This is a genomic window from Streptomyces sp. CNT372 (assembly GCF_000377145.1).
Genome location: NZ_KB897776.1, coordinates 484,727 through 501,841, shown reverse-complemented (window position 1 = coordinate 501,841; position 17,115 = coordinate 484,727). Strand labels below are relative to the sequence as shown.

The window sequence follows — 17,115 nt, the reverse complement described above, 5'->3', positions numbered from 1 at the left end:
CGTGACCACCATCGAGAAAACGGCGGACGTCCCGGCCCCGCGCAGCGCGGGCGACTACGAGGGGCCTCTGCTCGACGTGCGCGACCTGCACGTGGAGTTCCACACCCGCGACGGCGTCGCCAAGGCCGTCAACGGCGTCAACTACACCGTCTCCGCCGGTGAGACCCTCGCCGTCCTCGGCGAGTCCGGCTCCGGCAAGTCCGTGACGGCGCAGGCCATCATGGGCATCCTGGACATGCCCCCCGGCCGCATCCCCAAGGGCCAGGTGCTCTTCCGCGGCCAGGACCTGCTCACCATGTCCAGCGAGGAGCGGCGGCGCATCCGCGGTTCGAAGATCGCGATGATCTTCCAGGACGCGCTCTCCTCCCTCAACCCCGTGCTCTCCGTGGGCTACCAGCTCGGCGAGATGTTCCGGGTGCACCAGGGCCTGAGCAAGAAGCAGGCCAAGGCCAAGTCGATCGAGCTGATGGACCGGGTCAAGATCCCCGCCGCCGCGGCGCGGGTCGACGACTACCCCCACCAGTTCTCCGGCGGTATGCGCCAGCGCATCATGATCGCCATGGCGCTGGCCCTGGAGCCGGACCTGATCATCGCCGACGAGCCCACCACGGCCCTCGACGTGACGGTCCAGGCCCAGGTCATGGACCTGCTCGCGGAGCTCCAGCGCGAGTACAACATGGGCCTCATCCTGATCACCCACGACCTCGGCGTGGTCGCCGACGTCGCGGACAAGATCGCCGTGATGTACGCGGGCCGGATCGTCGAGACCGCCCCCGTGCACGAGCTCTACAAGCGTCCGGCCCACCCCTACACCAAGGGTCTGCTGGACTCGATCCCGCGCCTCGACCAGAAGGGCCAGGAGCTCTACGCGATCAGCGGCCTGCCGCCCAACCTGCTCAAGATCCCCTCGGGCTGCGCCTTCAACCCGCGCTGCCCCAAGGCCGAGGACATCTGCCGCACCGACATCCCGGCGCTGCACCCGGTGACCGAGCAGGACGGCGCCGATCTGCCGGGCCGCGGCAGCGCGTGCCACTTCTGGAAGGAGACGATCCATGGCTGAGCTCAGGAAGACCGACGAGGCCGTGGACGCGACTTTGAGCACGACCGCCCTCGACAAGGCGGACTCCCCGGCCGAGGACGCGGCGGTCGCCGCGCTCGGGGCGCCCACCGGGCGCGGGGAGCCGATCCTCCAGGTCCGCAACCTGGTCAAGCACTTCCCGCTGACCCAGGGCATCCTCTTCAAGAAGAAGGTCGGCGCGGTCAAGGCCGTGGACGGCATCTCCTTCGACCTCTACCAGGGCGAGACCCTGGGCATCGTGGGCGAGTCCGGCTGCGGCAAGTCCACCGTCGCCAAGCTGCTGATGACGCTGGAGCGGGCGACCGCCGGCGAGGTCTTCTACAAGGGCCAGGACATCACCAAGCTGTCGGGGCGCGCGCTCAAGGCCGTGCGCCGCAACATCCAGATGGTGTTCCAGGACCCCTACACCTCGCTCAACCCCCGTATGACGGTGGGCGACATCATCGGGGAGCCCTTCGAGATCCACCCCGAGGTGGCCCCGAAGGGGGACCGGCGCAAGAAGGTGCAGGAGCTGCTGGAGGTCGTGGGTCTCAACCCCGAGTACATCCACCGCTACCCGCACCAGTTCTCCGGCGGCCAGCGTCAGCGCATCGGCATCGCCCGCGGTCTCGCGCTCAACCCGGAGATCATCATCTGCGACGAGCCGGTCTCCGCGCTCGACGTGTCCGTACAGGCGCAGGTCATCAACCTGATGGAGAAGCTCCAGGACGAGTTCAACCTGTCCTACGTCTTCATCGCGCACGACCTGTCCATCGTCCGGCACATCTCGGACCGGGTCGGCGTGATGTACCTGGGCAAGATGGCCGAGATCGGCACCGACGTCCAGATCTACGACCACCCGACGCACCCCTACACCCAGGCGCTGCTGTCGGCGGTCCCGGTCCCGGACCCGGAGGCCCGCGAGGGCCGCGAGCGGATCATCCTCACCGGTGACGTGCCCTCCCCGGCCAACCCGCCGTCGGGCTGCCGCTTCCGCACCCGCTGCTGGAAGGCCGAGGACAAGTGCGCCACCGAGGTGCCGCTGCTCGCGGTGCCGGAGCGGTTCAGGGGTCAGGACTCCCCGGCCGCGCACGAGTCGGCGTGCCACTTCGCCGAGGAGAAGGACGTCGTCCACGCCGTCTGATCCGCCTCCCGAGCGCCGTACGCGCCCGCCCCGCCGTCCGGCGGTGCGGGCGCGTACGCGTGTCCGGGGCGTCCGCGGGGCGCGTCCGGGTCCGACCTGCGAGGCGGGCGCGTCCGCGTGTCCGGGCCGTCCGGCGGCGCGCACGCGTCCGGGTCCGGCTCGCGGTCCGTCCGGCCGGCGGTCCGTGCCACGGGCCGCCCCCGGAAAAGACGTTGCGGCGGGCGGGCGCGGCGCTGAAGAGTGACGGCATGGCCCTCACCGTCCGCCCGGCGGCGCTCGCCGACGCCCCCGCGATACGCGACCTGATGAACGCCGTCGACCTCGTCGAGATCGGCCGTCCCGAGACCGATCTGCACACCGTGGAGGCGGACCTCGCCCACCCGGAGACCGACCTCGCCCGTGACACCTGGCTCCTGACCGACACCGACACCGGCGCCGAGGGCCCCGTGGGGTACGGCGTGATCTGGAGCGACTCCGGGCAGGGGGACATCGGCGTCGACCTCTACACCCTGCCCGGCCGCCCCGACGCGACCGCGCTGCTGCTGGAGCGGATCGAGGAGCGGGCCGCGGAGACGGCGGCGGCGGCCGGGGCGGCTCGGGCCGTCCTCCACCTCCACCTCAATGTGCGCCCCGCCCTGGACACCGGCCTCCTCACCGGCCGGGGCTGGCGGACGGTGCGGCGCCACCAGATCATGACCCGCCCGCTGTCGTCCGCGTCCGACACCCCGCCCGTGCCGCCCGCCGGGCTGGTCCTGCGCGACTGCCGGGCCGAGGCGGACCGCCGGCTCGCCCACGCCCTCGTCGAGGAGACCTTCGCCGAGCACTTCGACCACCACCCGCGCCCCTACGCCTCCTGGCTGGCCGACATCGACGGCGCCCGGCTCGACTGGTCGCTGGTGTGGATCGCCTCGCTGCCGGGGGAGGGCGACGTCGCCGTCCTGCTCAGCAGGGACGACCGCGAGGCCATGGGCTGGATCGGCAACGTCGGCGTCGTGAAGCGCGCCCGGGGCCGGGGCGTCGCCGGTCATCTGCTGCGCCACGCCTTCGCCGTCTACGCGGCCCGCGGCCGGGACACCATCGGTCTGGGGGTGGACACCGGCAACGAGACCCGGGCCCTCGCCCTGTACGAGGCGCACGGCATGACCCTGCACTACGCGGTGGACACCTGGGAGGTCACTCTTCCGGCGGCAGCGGGAGCCGCCCGGCCGCGCTGAGGGTGCGTCATGTCCTGTATGGGGTGATATTCGGTGCTACGTCAGGCCGAGGACACGGGAGGAACCCCATGCGTGGAGCCACGCACGCCCGATGGGCCGCCTGCGCGGTGGCCGTCGCACTCGCGGCGACCGGCTGCGGCGGTGGCGGAGGCGACAGCGGAGGGAGCGGCGCGGACGGGATCATCAGCTCCTCCTGGAGCGACCCGCAGAACCCCCTGGAGCCGGCGAACACCAACGAGGTGCAGGGCGGCAAGGTCCTCGACATGATCTTCCGGGGTCTGAAGAAGTACGACCCCAAGACCGGCGCGGCCACCGACATGATGGCCGAGAGCATCGAGACCACGGACTCGACCAACTTCACCATCAAGATCAAGAACGGCTGGACCTTCAGCAACGGCGAGAAGGTCACCGCCAAGTCCTATGTGGACGCCTGGAACTACGGCGCCGACCTGCGCAACAACCAGAAGAACGCCTACTTCTTCGGCTACATCGAGGGCTACGAGCAGGTCCACCCCGAGAGCGGCGACCCCACCGCCCGGACCATGTCGGGGCTGAAGGTCGTCGACGACCTCACCTTCACCGTGAAGCTCAGCCAGAAGTTCTCCACCTGGCCCGACACCCTCGGCTACGCCGCCTACGCCCCGCTGCCGCAGGCCTTCTTCGACGACCACGACGCGTGGGTGGCCCAGCCGGTCGGCAACGGCCCGTACACCCTCCAGTCGTACCAGAAGGGCAACCAGGCCCAGCTGCGGCGCTGGGACGACTACCCCGGCCCGGACAAGGCGCAGAACGGCGGGATCGACCTCAAGGTCTACACCGACAACAACACCGCCTACACCGACCTGATCGCCGGCAACCTCGACCTCGTCGACGACATCCCCGCCTCGCAGCTCAAGAACGTCCGGGCCGACCTCGGCGACCGCTACATCAACACCCCCGCCGGGATCATCCAGACCCTCGCCTTCCCCTTCTACGACGACGCCTGGAACACCCCCGACGGCGCCAAGCTGCGCACCGGGCTCTCCCGCGCCATCAACCGCGAGCAGATCACCCAGACGATCTTCCAGAACACCCGCACCCCCGCCAAGGACTGGACCTCCCCGGTCCTCGGCGCGGAGGGCGGCTTCGACGACACCCTCTGCGGTGACGCCTGCGAGTACGACCCGGCCGCGGCGAAGCAGCTGATCGAGGAGGGCGGCGGCCTCCCCGGCGGCCAGGTGCGGATCACCTACAACGCGGACACCGGCTCCCACCGGGACTGGGTCGACGCCGTCTGCAACTCCATCAACAACGCCCTCGGCAACGACACGGCCTGCGTCGGCAACCCGGTCGGCACCTTCGCCGACTTCCGCAACCAGATCGGCGAGCAGAAGATGCCCGGCCCGTTCCGCGCGGGCTGGCAGATGGACTACCCGCTGATCCAGAACTTCCTCCAGCCGCTCTACTACACCAACGCCTCCTCCAACGACGGCAAGTGGTCCAACGAGCAGTTCGACGACCTGGTCGACCAGGCCAACGCCGAGAGCGACACCGCGAAGGCGGTCGACCTGTTCAAGCAGGCCGAGGAGGTCGTCCGCGACCAGATGGCGGCCATCCCGCTCTGGTACCAGAACGGCAGCGCCGGCTACTCGGAACGGATCTCCAACGTGGCCCTGAACCCGTTCAGCGTCCCCGTCTACAACGAGATCACGGTCGACTGACGGCGGAAGCCATCCGGCCCGGCGACGCGCACCGCGGGCGCCGGGCCGCACCCCTTCCCGGGACCCCTGCCGGAGCCACCCCCGCCTCCCGGGACCTCCCGCCTCCCGCGACGACCCCCGGAGCGCTTCATGGGACGCTATGTGATCCGGCGTCTGCTGCAGATGATCCCGGTCTTCTTCGGCACGACGCTGCTGATCTTCCTGATGGTCAACGTCATGGGCGACCCGGTCGCCGGCCTCTGCGGCGACCGGCAGTGCGACCCCGCCACCGCCGCCCAGCTGCGCAAGGAGTTCGGCCTCGACAAGCCCGTGTGGCAGCAGTACCTGACCTACATGGGCAACGTCTTCACCGGCGACTTCGGCACCGCCTTCAACGGGCAGCCGGTCACCGAGCTGATGGGCGAGGCGTTCCCGGTCACCATCCGGCTCACCCTGGTCGCGATCTTCTTCGAGATCCTGATCGGCATCAGCCTCGGCGTCGTCACCGGACTGCGCCGCGGCCGGCCCGTGGACACCGGAGTGCTCATCCTGACCCTGGTCGTCATCGCCGTCCCCACCTTCGTCACCGGCCTCATCGTCCAGCTGGTGCTGGGCATCAAATGGGGCTGGATCGACCCCTCGGTCTCCTCCGACGCCCGGCTCGACGAACTGCTGGTGCCCGGGCTCGTGCTGGCCTCCGTCTCACTCGCCTACGTCACCCGCCTCACCCGCACCTCCATCGCGGAGAACCTGCGGGCCGACTACGTGCGCACCGCCAAGGCCAAGGGCCTGCCCCGGGGACGGGTCATCCGGCGGCACCTGCTGCGCAACTCGCTCATCCCCGTCGTCACCTTCATCGGCACCGACGTGGGCGCGCTGATGGGCGGGGCCATCGTCACCGAGCGCATCTTCAACATCCACGGCGTCGGCTACCAGCTCTACCAGGGCATCCTGCGCCAGAACTCGCAGACCGTGGTCGGCTTCGTGACCGTGCTGGTCCTCGTCTTCCTGGTGGCGAACCTGCTGGTCGACCTCCTGTACGCCGTTCTCGACCCGAGGATCCGCTATGCCTGAGCAGCAGCCTCCCTACGAGGACAACGCGATCGCCCCCACCGGGGCCGGCGGAGGCGCCGACCTCGCGATGAGCGAGGGCGAGACCCTGGAGAAGACGCCCTCAGGCCCGCTCGGCGCCGGCCCGTCCGGCAAGCCGCGCAGCCTCTGGTCCGACGCCTGGCGCGACCTGCGGCGCAACCCCGTCTTCATCGTCTCCGCCCTGGTGATCCTCTTCCTGGTCGTCATCTCGATCTGGCCCTCGCTGATCGCCTCCGGCAACCCGCTGAGCTGCGACCTCGCCAAGGCGCAGCAGGGCTCCCAGCCCGGACACCCCTTCGGCTTCAACGGCCAGGGCTGCGACGTCTACACCCGTACCGTCTACGGCGCCCGGACCTCGGTGACCGTCGGGGTCTGCGCCACCCTCGGGGTGGCGATCCTCGGCTCGGTCCTCGGCGCCCTCGCCGGGTTCCTCGGGGGCTCCTGGGACGCGCTCCTGTCCCGGCTCACCGACATCTTCTTCGGCATCCCCGTGGTTCTGGGCGGCCTCGTCCTGCTGTCCGTGGTCACCTCCACCACGGTGTGGCCGGTGGTCGGCTTCATGGTGCTGCTCGGCTGGCCGCAGCTCTCCCGGATCGCCCGCGGCGCCGTGATCACCGCCAGGCAGAACGACTACGTGCAGGCCGCCCGCGCGCTCGGGGCGTCCAACACCCGGATGCTGTTGCGGCACATCGCGCCCAACGCGATCGCCCCCGTCATCGTGGTCGCGACCATCGCCCTCGGCACCTACATCTCGCTGGAGGCGACCCTGTCCTACCTCGGCGCCGGACTGAAGCCCCCGACCGTCTCCTGGGGCATCGACATCTCCTCCGCGTCCCCCTACATCCGCAACGCCCCGCACATGATGCTCTGGCCGGCCGGGGCGCTGGCGGTCACGGTGCTCGCGTTCATCATGCTCGGCGACGCGGTGCGCGACGCCCTCGACCCCAAGCTGCGTTAGGTGGTGCCCGCCATGTCCGTGACGCCCGCGGCGCCCGGCGCGTCGGAGCCGCTGCTCGACGTCCGGGACCTGCACGTCGAGTTCCACACCCGGGACGGGGTCGCCAAGGCCGTCAACGGGGTCGACTACACCGTCTCCGCCGGGGAGACCCTCGCCGTGCTGGGCGAGTCCGGCTCCGGCAAGTCGGTCACGGCCCAGGCGATCATGGGCATCCTCGACATGCCCCCCGGCCGGATCGCCGGTGGCGAGATCCTCTTCAAGGGGCGCGACCTGCTCAAGCTGGGCGAGGACGAGCGGCGCAGGATCCGGGGCGCCGAGATGGCCATGATCTTCCAGGACGCCCTCTCCTCGCTCAACCCGGTCCTCACCGTGGGCGACCAGCTCGGCGAGATGTTCACCGTCCACCAGGGGCTGTCCCGCAAGGACGCGAAGGCCCGGGCGGTCGAACTGATGGACCGGGTACGCATCCCGGCCGCCCGGGAGCGCGTCGGGCAGTACCCGCACCAGTTCTCCGGCGGCATGCGCCAGCGCATCATGATCGCGATGGCGCTCTCCCTCGAACCGGACCTGATCATCGCCGACGAGCCCACCACCGCCCTGGACGTCACCGTGCAGGCCCAGGTCATGGACCTGCTCGCGGAGCTCCAGCGGGAACTCGACATGGGGCTCATCCTGATCACCCACGACCTCGGCGTGGTCGCCGACGTGGCCGACAAGATCGCGGTGATGTACGCGGGCCGGATCGTCGAGTCCGCCCCCGTCCACGACATCTACAAGGCCCCCGCCCACCCGTACACCAAGGGCCTGCTGGAGTCGATCCCGCGGCTCGACCAGAAGGGCCGGGAGCTGTACGCGATCAAGGGCCTGCCGCCCAACCTGCTGAACATCCCGCCCGGCTGCGCCTTCAACCCCCGCTGTCCGATGGCCCAGGACGTCTGCCGCACCGATGTGCCGCCGCTGTACGAGGTGGACGCGGACCGCCGCAGCGCCTGTCATTTCTGGGAGGCGACCCTGCATGGCTGAGGCGATCCTGGAGGTCCGAGACCTCGTCAAGCACTACCCCCTCACCCGGGGCATCCTCTTCAAGAAGCAGATCGGCGCGGTGAGGGCCGTCGACGGCGTCGACATCGACCTGATGGCCGGTGAGACGCTGGGCATCGTGGGGGAGTCGGGCTGCGGCAAGTCCACCCTCGCCCGGATGCTCGTCCATCTGGAACGGCCCACCGCGGGCGTGATCCGCTACAAGGGCGAGGACATCACCAAGCTGTCGGGGCGCGTGGTCAAGGGCGTGGGGGGCAACATCCAGATGGTGTTCCAGGACCCTTACACCTCGCTCAACCCCCGTATGACGGTGGGCGACATCATCGGGGAGCCCTTCGAGATCCACCCCGAGGTGGCCCCGAAGGGGGACCGGCGCAGGAAGGTCCAGGACCTCCTCGACGTGGTCGGGCTCAACCCCGAGTACATCAACCGCTATCCGCACCAGTTCTCCGGCGGCCAGCGCCAGCGCATCGGCATCGCGCGCGGGCTGGCCCTCCAGCCCGAGATCATCGTCGCCGACGAGCCGGTCTCCGCCCTCGACGTCTCGGTGCAGGCGCAGGTCGTCAATCTGCTGGACCGGCTGCAGAGCGAGTTCTCGCTCTCCTACGTCTTCATCGCGCACGACCTGTCAATCGTCCGGCACATCTCGGACCGGGTGGGCGTCATGTACCTCGGGAAGGTGGTGGAGATCGGGCGGGACGCCGAGATCTACGACCACCCCACCCATCCGTACACCCAGGCCCTGCTCTCCGCCGTGCCGGTGCCCGACCCGGAGGCCCGCGCCCACCGGGAGCGGATCATCCTGACGGGTGATGTGCCGTCACCGACGAACATCCCGTCCGGCTGCCGCTTCCGCACCCGCTGCTGGAAGGCGCAGGAACGGTGCGCCCGGGAAGTGCCGTTGCCGGCCGTCCCCGCGCATCTTCGGGACGCGCCCGGCCCGGTGCGGCACCCCTCCGCCTGCCACTTCGCCGAGGAGCGGCATGTGGTGCCCGGCGGGGACGGCCGGGAGGGCTGACCGGCCCCGGCGCGGCCCCTGGACCGGTTAACACGGAGGCAACGCGGCCGACGCCGCTCCGATATACGGACGCGGCACGCTGAGCAGCGTACGGCCGTGCGGGTGCCGTTGGGCCGGCCGGGAGCCTCGCCATGTGGCGCCCGGCCGGTCACCCGCCGCTCCTGTCACAGGAGTTGACCGCCGAGCCGTGTCCGGCGGTCCCCTTGTCGGCCCTCCCGGCCCCGGGCAGGATCGAGGACGTGACTCTTTCGCGGGGGGCCCGGATCACCGGAGCGGCGCTGGCCGTTCTCCTCGCGCTGATCAGCGCCGCCTGGATCGGACGGGACCTCCAGGCCGCCGGAGACCCCGCCGCCCTGTGGCGGCACTGGACGGGCGAGCCGCGGATCGGCGGCCCGCTGGTCACCACCGTCGTGGAACCCACCCTCCTCCTGCTCTACGCGGCGGTCGCGGTCGCCGCCCCGCGCTCGGCGGTCGCCGCCTCCGCGCTGGTGGCCGCGGCCCTGGTCACCCTCGCCGTCCGGCTCCCCGCCCTGTGGGTGCTCACCGCCTCCTACATGGACCTCCAGGCCACCGACGGACTGCGCGCCCTCGCCCTGTGGACCGCCTTCGCCGCCCTGGGGCTCGGCACCGGGCTGATCGTGACGGCCGTGGCGGGACGCCGGCCCGCGGGCGCCCGCCCCCACGAGGACGCCTGGTCGCCGCGCACCCGCGGCGGGGCCCAGCGGCTGACCCCGACCCGGCCCGCGCACGGCACCGGCGTCCTCGCCCTCCTGCTCCTCGGCACCGCCGCCGCGGTCACCCTCGCCTGGCAGGTGCGCTGGGCGTACGTCCTGGGCGCGGAGACCTGGCTGGATCTGTTCACGGGCGGGGCGCGGGCCCCGGTCCAGCTGCTGGAGCCGCCCTCGGCGTGGCTCGCCCTGAGCGTCGCCCTCCTCGCCCTGGTCGCGGGCGGCGGGGGAGTCGTCCGGGCCGTGCACACCCGGCCGCTGGGCGCGGCGGTGGCCGGGCTGCTGTGCGCGCACGGGACGGCCCGGACCGGGCTCTTCGTGCGGCAGGGGGTCTTCGGGGAGTTCGGTGCGGTCCCTCTGGAGCGCCGACTCCTGCTCGCCACAGCGCTGTTCGAGCTTGTGGCCGGAGCCCTGCTGGTCGTCCTGCTGGTCCGGCGGGGCGAGGAGCTGCCGGACGGCGGCGCCTGGGCGGGCGGCGGCCCGGACGCGGGCTGCCTCGGCGGCTACGGGTACCCGCCCGCCACGGGGTACGGCCGTCCACCGGCGCCGGGCCACGGCCACCCGCCCCGGACCGGGCCCGGCCGGGCTCCCCCGCCGGGCTACGGGTACCCGCCCGCGCCGCCCTCCTCGCGGCCGCCCGGCTGGTGAGCGGGCGGCCGCGGGCGGATCAGCGCGGCAGGCCCAGCGACCGCTTCAGGAAGTCCACCTGGAGCAGCAGCAGGTTTTCGGCCACCTGCTCCTGCGGGGTCATATGCGTCACCCCGGTCAGCGGCAGCACCTCGTGCGGGCGTCCGGCGGACAGCAGGGCGGAGGACAGCCGCAGGGCGTGCGCCACCACCACGTTGTCGTCCGCCAGGCCGTGCACGATCAGCATCGGCCGGTGCGGGGTCTCGGCCACCGTCAGACCGTCGTCCCCGACCAGCGAGTTGGCGGTGTAGACCTCCGGCCGTTCGCGCGGGTCGCCGAGGTACCGCTCGGTGTAGTGGGTGTCGTACAGCCGCTGGTCGGTCACCGGGGCGCCGACGACCGCCGCGTGGAACACGTCCGGGCGGCGCAGGGCCGCCATGCCCGCCAGATAGCCGCCGAAGGACCAGCCGCGGATGGCCACCCGCTCCAGGTCCAGGGGGAAGGACCCGGCGAGCGCGTGCAGTGCCTCCACCTGGTCGTCGAGGATGAGACCGAAACCGCCGCTGATGGCCTTCTCCCAGCCCGGGGAGCGGCCCGGCGCCCCGCGCCCGTCCGCCACCACCACCGCGAAGCCCTGGTCGGCGAACCACTGGGCGGTCAGATGGGCGTTGTGCGCGGCGAGCACCCGGCGGCCGTGCGGGCCGCCGTAGGGGTCCATCAGCACCGGCAGCGGGCCGTCGCCCTCCCGGTGGCCGGACGGCAGCAGCACCGCGCACGGGATACGGCGCGGTCCGGCCTCCACCAGCCGCGTCCGGGCCGTCAGCGCGGGGCGTTCCGCGTACGAGGCGACGACGGCGAGCTGCTTGCCGTCCCGCAGCACCCGCGCGGTGGTGCCGCCCGCGTCGGGGCGGGCGGAGACGAGGACGGTGACCGCGCCCGAGCGGACCGCGGTGTGCACCCCGGGCCCGTCGGAGACCCGTCGCGGGCCGTCGCCCCCGACCCGGTAGACGTGGATCTCGCCGGTCTCCGGGGCTGCGGCCGTCTCGCCCGCGCTCGCGGAGACCAGGACGTCGTCCTCCCCGACGTCGAGGATCGCGCGCAGATGGAGGTCCGGGCCGGTGAGCACCCGGTCGCCGGCCGCCAGCACCCGGGCGTCGTCCAGGTCGGCGATATGGACCAGGAGGGGGCCGGCCGCCGTCCCCGGGGCGGTGGGCCGCCAGGCGGGGGCACCGGGGAAGAGTTCCAGCCACGCCGGGTCCTCCTCCACGAGCACCGGACGGGTGGCGCCCGTCTCCGGGTCGGCCGCCAGGTTGACCTGGGTGCGCTGGTCCCGCGACTGCACCAGCAGCAGCGGGGGACCGGCGGATGACCAGTGCACCCGGGCCAGGTACGGGTAGCGCTCCCGGTCCCAGACGATCTCGGTGCGCTCCCCGTCCAGGGCCACGGCGAACAGCCGCACCTCCGCGTTGGGCGTCCCGGCCGCCGGGTAGGCCACCTCGGCGGGCCTGCGGTCCGGGTGGGCCGGGTCGCTGATCCACCAGCGCCGCACCTCGCTGTCGTCCACCCGCGCGACCAGCAGCCGGTCCGAGTCCGGGGACCACCAGAAGCCGCGCGAGCGGCCCATCTCCTCAGCGGCGACGAACTCGGCCAGCCCGTAGGTCACTTGGGGGCCGTCCGGCTCCGCCAGCGCCCGGTCGCCGCCGCCCTCGGCGCCCGTCACGCGCAGGGCGCCGCCCGCCGCGTAGGCGACGTACCGGCCGTCCGGCGACGGCCGGGGGTCGATCACCGGTCCGGCGACGGGCAGTTCACGGGCCGTGCCGGCGCGCAGTTCGGCCGTGAACAGCCGGCCGGACAGGGCGAAGACCGCCAACTCGGCCGCCCCGTCCACCGCGTACTCCACGATCCCGGCCGAGCCCTCCCGGCTGCGCTCCCGCCGGGCCCGCTCCTCGGCGGGCAGGTCCTCCTCCGAACCGGCCGCCAGCTCCCGGGGATCGGCGGCGATCCGCTCCTGCGGAACCGGGCCGTCCAGGTCCAGCACCCACAGCAGTCCGGTGCGGTCGGTGCCCGATGCGGACCGCAGGAAGACCACCCGGGAGCCGTCCGGGGAGACGGTGAAGGCACGGGGGGCTCCCAGGGTGAACCGCTGGGTCCGCGCCGACTGACGCGGGAAGGAGAGCTGTTGCGTCGCTGTCATGGAGCGAACCTATGACACCGCGCCCGAGCGCGTGCGCCCCCGCGTGCTGCCGTGCACCGATCGATGCGTGGGCACGGATAGTTATGATCCGTAGCACAAGGTGGGTATGAACCTGCCGGCACATGCAACGGGACCGTCCCTACCGAATATCCGTCGAACTTCTGTGGAGGTGAACCGCCGTGGCACTCTCGATTTCGGCGGTGGTGCTGCTGGCGATCGTCGTCTTCCTGCTGATCCGGAAATCCGGGTTGAAGGGCGGGCATGCGGTGGTCTGCGTGTTGCTCGGGTTCTACCTCGCCAGTTCCTCGATCGCCCCGACGATCAGCGAGCTGACCACCAACGTGGCGGGAATGATCGGCGGGCTGAAGTTCTGAACGGGCCCCCTCGCTCTACCCTGGGCCCATGAAGGATCTCCCCGCCCGCCGTCTGCTCCTGGTGCACGCCCACCCGGACGACGAGTCGATCACCAACGGCGCCACGATGGCGCGGTACGCGGCAGCCGGTGCCCACGTCACCCTGGTGACCTGCACCCTCGGCGAGGAGGGGGAGGTCGTCCCGGACTCCCTCGCCCACCTCGCGCCCGACCGGGAGGACCGGCTCGGCCCCCACCGGGCCGGGGAGCTGGCCGAGGCGATGCGGGAGCTGGGCGTCACCGATCACCGTTTCCTCGGCGGGCAGGGCCGGTTCCGGGACTCCGGGATGATGGGCGTCCCGCAGAACCACCGCGCGGGCGCCTTCTGGAACGCGGAGGTGGACGAGGCCGCCGCGTACCTCGTGGAGGTGATCCGCTCGGTGCGGCCGCAGGTCCTGGTGACCTACGACCCCCGCGGCGGATACGGGCACCCGGACCACATCCAGGCGCACCGGGTGGCCGTGCGGGCCGTGGACCTAGCGGCGGAGCGCGCCTACCGCCGCGACCTCGGCGCCCCGCACGCCGTCGCCAAGGTCTACTGGAACCGGGTGCCCCGCTCCGTCGCCGAGGACGCCCTCGCCCGGCTGCGCGCCGAGGCGCCGGACCGCTTCCCGGGCGTCGCGGCGATCGGGGACGTGCCCGGAGTCGCGGACGACGCCCTGGTCACCACGGAGATCGACGGCACCGCGTACGCGGACCGCAAGGCCGCGGCGATGCGTGCCCACCGCACCCAGATCACGGTGGACGGGGCGTACTTCGCACTCTCCAACGACCTGGGGCAGCCTCTGTTCACCACCGAGTACTACCAGTTGGCGGCCGGCGCCCCGGGGGAGACGGAGGGCGGGCGCGAGCGCGACCTGTTCGCCGGAATCGCCGGACTCGACCCGATCGCGGCCGGGGCGGGCAGCGCCGCCGGGCGTGAGGAACCTGGGGAGATTTCCGGAGCCGCGTCGTGACCGGGCCCTCCGCGCCGGGTTCGTTCCTCGCGGGTCCCGTGAAGCCCGCGCGGATCGCCGCGTACGCCGGACTGCTGGTACTCGGCGCGCTCGTCGCCGTCGCCGGATCGCTCGTCCAAGGAGCCTGGTTCCCCGGCGGGTTGGCGGTGGCGCTGCTGGGGACGGGCGGCCTCTTCGCGGGCGCCCGCCGGGCCACCGGGACCCAGCTCGGCGTGGTCTGGGCGGCCGTCGGCTGGCTGCTCACCATCGTGCTGCTGAGCATCGGACGGCCCGAGGGGGACGCCCTGTTCCCGGCCGGGATCGGGCCGCTGGTCTTCATGCTCGTCGGTACGGTCATGGCTGTGATGTGTGCCACCATGCAGCGGCCGCCGGGGACGGGCGGCGGTGCGCGGCCACTTGGCCGGTAACGGACCGCCGGCCGGGTGCGCGCGCCCTGGTCGCGCCGGTGGTCCCGGCCTACCGGGACCCCGTGAACTGGCCGCGCGCGGACGGCCCGCCGCGCACGGACGGGTACCGCTTCCCCTGGTCCCGGGGTGTCCGCCGACACCGGACAGTATGGTGGTGCGCGCCGCCGAGCCGCCCGCAGCAGATGCTGTCCAGTAAGAACGGGGGCGGCGACGCCAACCGGGAGAACCTGCTTTGAGTCGTGAAACTGACAGCTCCTCCTCCGGCCCCCAGGGGCGCGGTGGAGCCGCGTACCCCTCGGGAACCCCTCCGTACGGGTCCCGCCAGTATCCGTCGCTGCATCCGCAGGACGACCGGAACGCACCGGACGCCGACGCGGCGGACGGGCAGCCCGACGAGCCCAGGACCGAGACGACGCTGACGACCCGGATCCGGATCAACATCCCCGGGTCGCGGCCCATCCCGCCGGTCGTGATGCGCACCCCGATGAGCGAGACGGACGTGGCCGCGCGGAGCGCGGGCGGGTCCGGCGGCGGGTCGGGTGCGTCCGGCGGTGAGCGGGAGGGCGAGCGGACCGGCAGCACGCCGCGGCCCGACGCGTCCGGGAGCGCGGGCGCGCCCACGTCGGGTGCTCCGGCGGCGCCGGCGGGCGGCGAGAAGCCCCCGGCCAGTGACTGGTTCGCGCCCCGGAAGTCCGCCGCGGCGGCGCCCCCGCAGGGTGCGGCGACCGGCGGCCCGGGCCCGACCGGTGTGCCCCCGGACGGGGAGCCGCTCCGCAGGTCCGGGCTGGCGGACCTCGCCGACGCCGAGGCGGCACCCGGCCTGCCGACCCGTCCGCGGGCCGGCGCCCCCGAGGACCCGCTGCGCGGCACCGGGCCCAACCCGATCCTGGCGCAGGGCGGGCCGGGCGGCCCCGGTGCGCCGGGTGGTCCGGGCCTGCCGCGGCGTGGTGACGGTCCGGGCGCGCGGGACGGCTTCACGCCGGGCGACGGTTTCGCCCCTGCCGACGGGTTCGCGCCCGGCGACGGGTTCGCGCCGCCCGGGCACGGCACCCCGCCGCACGGCACCCGCCGTCCCGGCGGCCCCGCCGGACCGACGACGGGGCCGGCCACGGGCGACATGCCGTTCGGCCCCGGACCGGGCGGTCCGGCCGGCGGCCCGCCCCAAATGTCCGACGACACCGCCGTGCTGACCCCGCAGCGTCCCTCCCCGGAGCCCCCCGCCGGCGGCCATGTCTCGGGCGACACCCTCACCAGCGGCATCCCCGTGGTGCCGGGCGACGGACCCCGCTCGCCGTTCCCGTCCTCCGGCCCCGCGCGATCCCGCGGTGGCGCGCCGGGCTCTGACGCGGGCTTCTCAGCGGCGGAGTTCCCGGCCGGTCCGGGCGGCGGGCCGGCAGGACCCGCCGGGCCCGTCTCGGCGGCGGACGACGCCGAGCCGGCGCCCCGCCCCGCCCCCGCGCGGCCCGCGAAGAAGGGCCGTTCCAAGCTGGTGCTGGCCGGCGCGGGCGTGGTGGGGGTGCTCGCCGTCGCGTACGGGGCCGGGCTGCTGCTCAACCACTCCGACGTGCCGAAGAGCACCACGGTCCTGGGCGTCGACATCGGCGGCGGAACCCGGGACGAGGCGGTCAACAAGCTCGACTCCGCGCTGGGCGACCGGGCCGCGGCGACGATGCAGCTCTCGGTCGGTGGCAAGAAGGCGGAGCTCGCCCCGGACAAGGCGGGGCTGTCCCTGGACAGCCAGGCGACTGTCCGCGGGGCCGCGGGCAGCGACTACAACCCGGTCTCGGTGATCGGCTCCCTCTTCGGGGGCGAGCGGGTGGCCCAGCCGGTGATCGTCGTCGACGAGGAGAAGCTGGCCGTCGCCCTCGCGGACCTGGCGGGCTCCGCCGGTTCGGCGAGCGAGGGCACCATCCGCTTCGAGCCGGGCCGCGTGGTGGCCGTGCCGGGCAAGCCGGGGGAGACCCTGGACGTCCAGCGCTCGATGATCAGCGTCAAGGACGCGTACCGGGCCCAGGTGGAGACGGGCAAGCCCAATGTGGTGACCCTGCCCGTCGCCACCCGTGAACCCACCATCGGCCAGGCGGAGATCGACCGGGCGATGAAGGAGTTCGCGGAGCCGGCGATGTCCGGGCTGATCACGGTCCGGGCGGGCGGCAAGCAGATCCAGTTCGGCCCGGCCAAGTCCCTGCCGAAGATCCTCTCGATGCGTCCCATCGAGGGGAAGCTCGTCGAGCACTACGACAAGGCGGCGATCGAGCAGCTCCTGGAGGGCGTGTTCGACGGCATCACCATCACCAAGGCCGACGGCAGGCAGCACCCCGTCAGCGCGGACGACGTGGCCCAGGCGATGGGCCCCGCCCTCCGCGGCAAGACCCCGGCGGAACGCACCGCGGTCATCGACCTCGACCCGAGCTGACCCTGGGCCCTCCCGGGCCCGCTCGTCCTTCCCCAGCCCCTGTCCCCGCCACCAGGCCGGGACAGGGGCTGGGGGCGTACAGGGTGCCGCGTGCCGGCACGTGCTCGCGGGGCGCCGCCCGGCGGGCGGTGCTGCCGGACGGTGCCCGGTGGGCGCGTCCCGATGACGTCCC

14 protein-coding genes are annotated in these 17,115 nt (G+C 73.0%); 13 read left to right on the top strand and 1 reads right to left on the bottom strand.

Translation table 11 applies throughout. The annotated features are described in order from the left end of the window. The first annotated feature begins 1 nt into the window (after position 1). The 9 genes from C593_RS0102130 to C593_RS0102090 all read left to right on the top strand — a co-directional run bounded on the left by C593_RS0102130 (position 2) and on the right by C593_RS0102090 (position 10,579). Positions 2–1,060, top strand: a complete 1,059-nt coding sequence (locus C593_RS0102130) for an ABC transporter ATP-binding protein (protein WP_018845661.1) — start codon at positions 2–4, stop codon at positions 1,058–1,060. Next, positions 1,053–2,201, top strand: coding sequence for a dipeptide ABC transporter ATP-binding protein (locus tag C593_RS0102125; RefSeq protein ID WP_018845660.1), 1,149 nt, complete (start codon positions 1,053–1,055; stop codon positions 2,199–2,201). The genes C593_RS0102130 and C593_RS0102125 overlap by 8 nt, the downstream gene beginning before the upstream one ends. Before the next feature lie 248 nt (positions 2,202–2,449). Further along, positions 2,450–3,415: a GNAT family N-acetyltransferase gene (locus C593_RS0102120; RefSeq protein WP_026277269.1), complete on the top strand. Its 966-nt coding sequence runs from the start codon at positions 2,450–2,452 to the stop codon at positions 3,413–3,415. Positions 3,416–3,483: 68 nt separating this feature from the next. Beyond that, positions 3,484–5,115 carry an ABC transporter substrate-binding protein gene (locus tag C593_RS0102115; RefSeq protein ID WP_020610203.1) on the top strand — a complete coding sequence of 544 codons (1,632 nt, stop codon included), beginning with the start codon at positions 3,484–3,486 and terminating at the stop codon, positions 5,113–5,115. A 129-nt stretch (positions 5,116–5,244) separates the two neighbouring features. Continuing rightward, complete coding sequence (locus C593_RS0102110) at positions 5,245–6,168, top strand: ABC transporter permease (RefSeq protein WP_018845657.1); 924 nt, start codon at positions 5,245–5,247, stop codon at positions 6,166–6,168. Further along, on the top strand, positions 6,161–7,144 hold the full coding sequence (locus C593_RS0102105; protein ID WP_018845656.1) for an ABC transporter permease: 984 nt from the start codon (positions 6,161–6,163) through the stop codon (positions 7,142–7,144). Before C593_RS0102110 ends, C593_RS0102105 begins: the two co-directional genes overlap by 8 nt. Before the next feature lie 12 nt (positions 7,145–7,156). Continuing rightward, a complete protein-coding gene (locus tag C593_RS0102100) occupies positions 7,157–8,167 on the top strand; it encodes an ABC transporter ATP-binding protein (protein WP_051093600.1) in 1,011 nt (336 codons plus the stop codon). Further along, positions 8,160–9,203: a dipeptide ABC transporter ATP-binding protein gene (locus C593_RS0102095; protein ID WP_018845654.1), complete on the top strand. Its 1,044-nt coding sequence runs from the start codon at positions 8,160–8,162 to the stop codon at positions 9,201–9,203. The genes C593_RS0102100 and C593_RS0102095 overlap by 8 nt, the downstream gene beginning before the upstream one ends. A 239-nt stretch (positions 9,204–9,442) precedes the next feature. Further along, positions 9,443–10,579: a hypothetical protein gene (locus C593_RS0102090; protein ID WP_026277267.1), complete on the top strand. Its 1,137-nt coding sequence runs from the start codon at positions 9,443–9,445 to the stop codon at positions 10,577–10,579. Between the two features lie 19 nt (positions 10,580–10,598). Here the strand turns inward: C593_RS0102090 and C593_RS0102085 are convergent, their stop codons facing one another. Beyond that, the gene (locus C593_RS0102085; protein ID WP_018845652.1) at positions 10,599–12,752 is read right to left on the bottom strand and encodes a prolyl oligopeptidase family serine peptidase; all 2,154 of its coding nucleotides are present in this window, start codon (positions 12,750–12,752) and stop codon (positions 10,599–10,601) included. Positions 12,753–12,931: 179 nt separating this feature from the next. Here C593_RS0102085 and C593_RS0102080 point away from each other — a divergent pair, with 179 nt between their 5' ends. The 4 genes from C593_RS0102080 to C593_RS0102065 all read left to right on the top strand — a co-directional run bounded on the left by C593_RS0102080 (position 12,932) and on the right by C593_RS0102065 (position 16,943). Then, entirely contained in the window at positions 12,932–13,126 is a 195-nt protein-coding gene (locus tag C593_RS0102080; protein ID WP_018845651.1) for a hypothetical protein, read from the top strand. A gap of 28 nt (positions 13,127–13,154) precedes the next feature. Then, positions 13,155–14,120, top strand: a complete 966-nt coding sequence (gene mshB / locus C593_RS0102075) for an N-acetyl-1-D-myo-inositol-2-amino-2-deoxy-alpha-D-glucopyranoside deacetylase (RefSeq protein WP_018845650.1) — start codon at positions 13,155–13,157, stop codon at positions 14,118–14,120. Further along, entirely contained in the window at positions 14,117–14,527 is a 411-nt protein-coding gene (locus C593_RS0102070; protein WP_018845649.1) for a DUF6113 family protein, read from the top strand. Before mshB ends, C593_RS0102070 begins: the two co-directional genes overlap by 4 nt. A 232-nt stretch (positions 14,528–14,759) precedes the next feature. Continuing rightward, a complete protein-coding gene (locus C593_RS0102065; protein WP_018845648.1) occupies positions 14,760–16,943 on the top strand; it encodes a hypothetical protein in 2,184 nt (727 codons plus the stop codon). Positions 16,944–17,115 lie beyond the last annotated feature (172 nt).

Bases quoted from the DNA above. Each gene is read 5' to 3' on its own strand.
- C593_RS0102105 (WP_018845656.1), top strand. From the start codon at position 6,161: ATGCCTGAGCAGCAGCCTCCCTACGAGGACAACGCGATCGCCCCCACC.
- C593_RS0102095 (WP_018845654.1), top strand. From the start codon at position 8,160: ATGGCTGAGGCGATCCTGGAGGTCCGAGACCTCGTCAAGCACTACCCC.
- C593_RS0102085 (WP_018845652.1), bottom strand. From the start codon at position 12,752: ATGACAGCGACGCAACAGCTCTCCTTCCCGCGTCAGTCGGCGCGGACC.
- C593_RS0102115 (WP_020610203.1), top strand. From the start codon at position 3,484: ATGCGTGGAGCCACGCACGCCCGATGGGCCGCCTGCGCGGTGGCCGTC.
- mshB (WP_018845650.1), top strand. From the start codon at position 13,155: ATGAAGGATCTCCCCGCCCGCCGTCTGCTCCTGGTGCACGCCCACCCG.
- C593_RS0102125 (WP_018845660.1), top strand. From the start codon at position 1,053: ATGGCTGAGCTCAGGAAGACCGACGAGGCCGTGGACGCGACTTTGAGC.
- C593_RS0102100 (WP_051093600.1), top strand. From the start codon at position 7,157: ATGTCCGTGACGCCCGCGGCGCCCGGCGCGTCGGAGCCGCTGCTCGAC.
- C593_RS0102120 (WP_026277269.1), top strand. From the start codon at position 2,450: ATGGCCCTCACCGTCCGCCCGGCGGCGCTCGCCGACGCCCCCGCGATA.
- C593_RS0102110 (WP_018845657.1), top strand. From the start codon at position 5,245: ATGGGACGCTATGTGATCCGGCGTCTGCTGCAGATGATCCCGGTCTTC.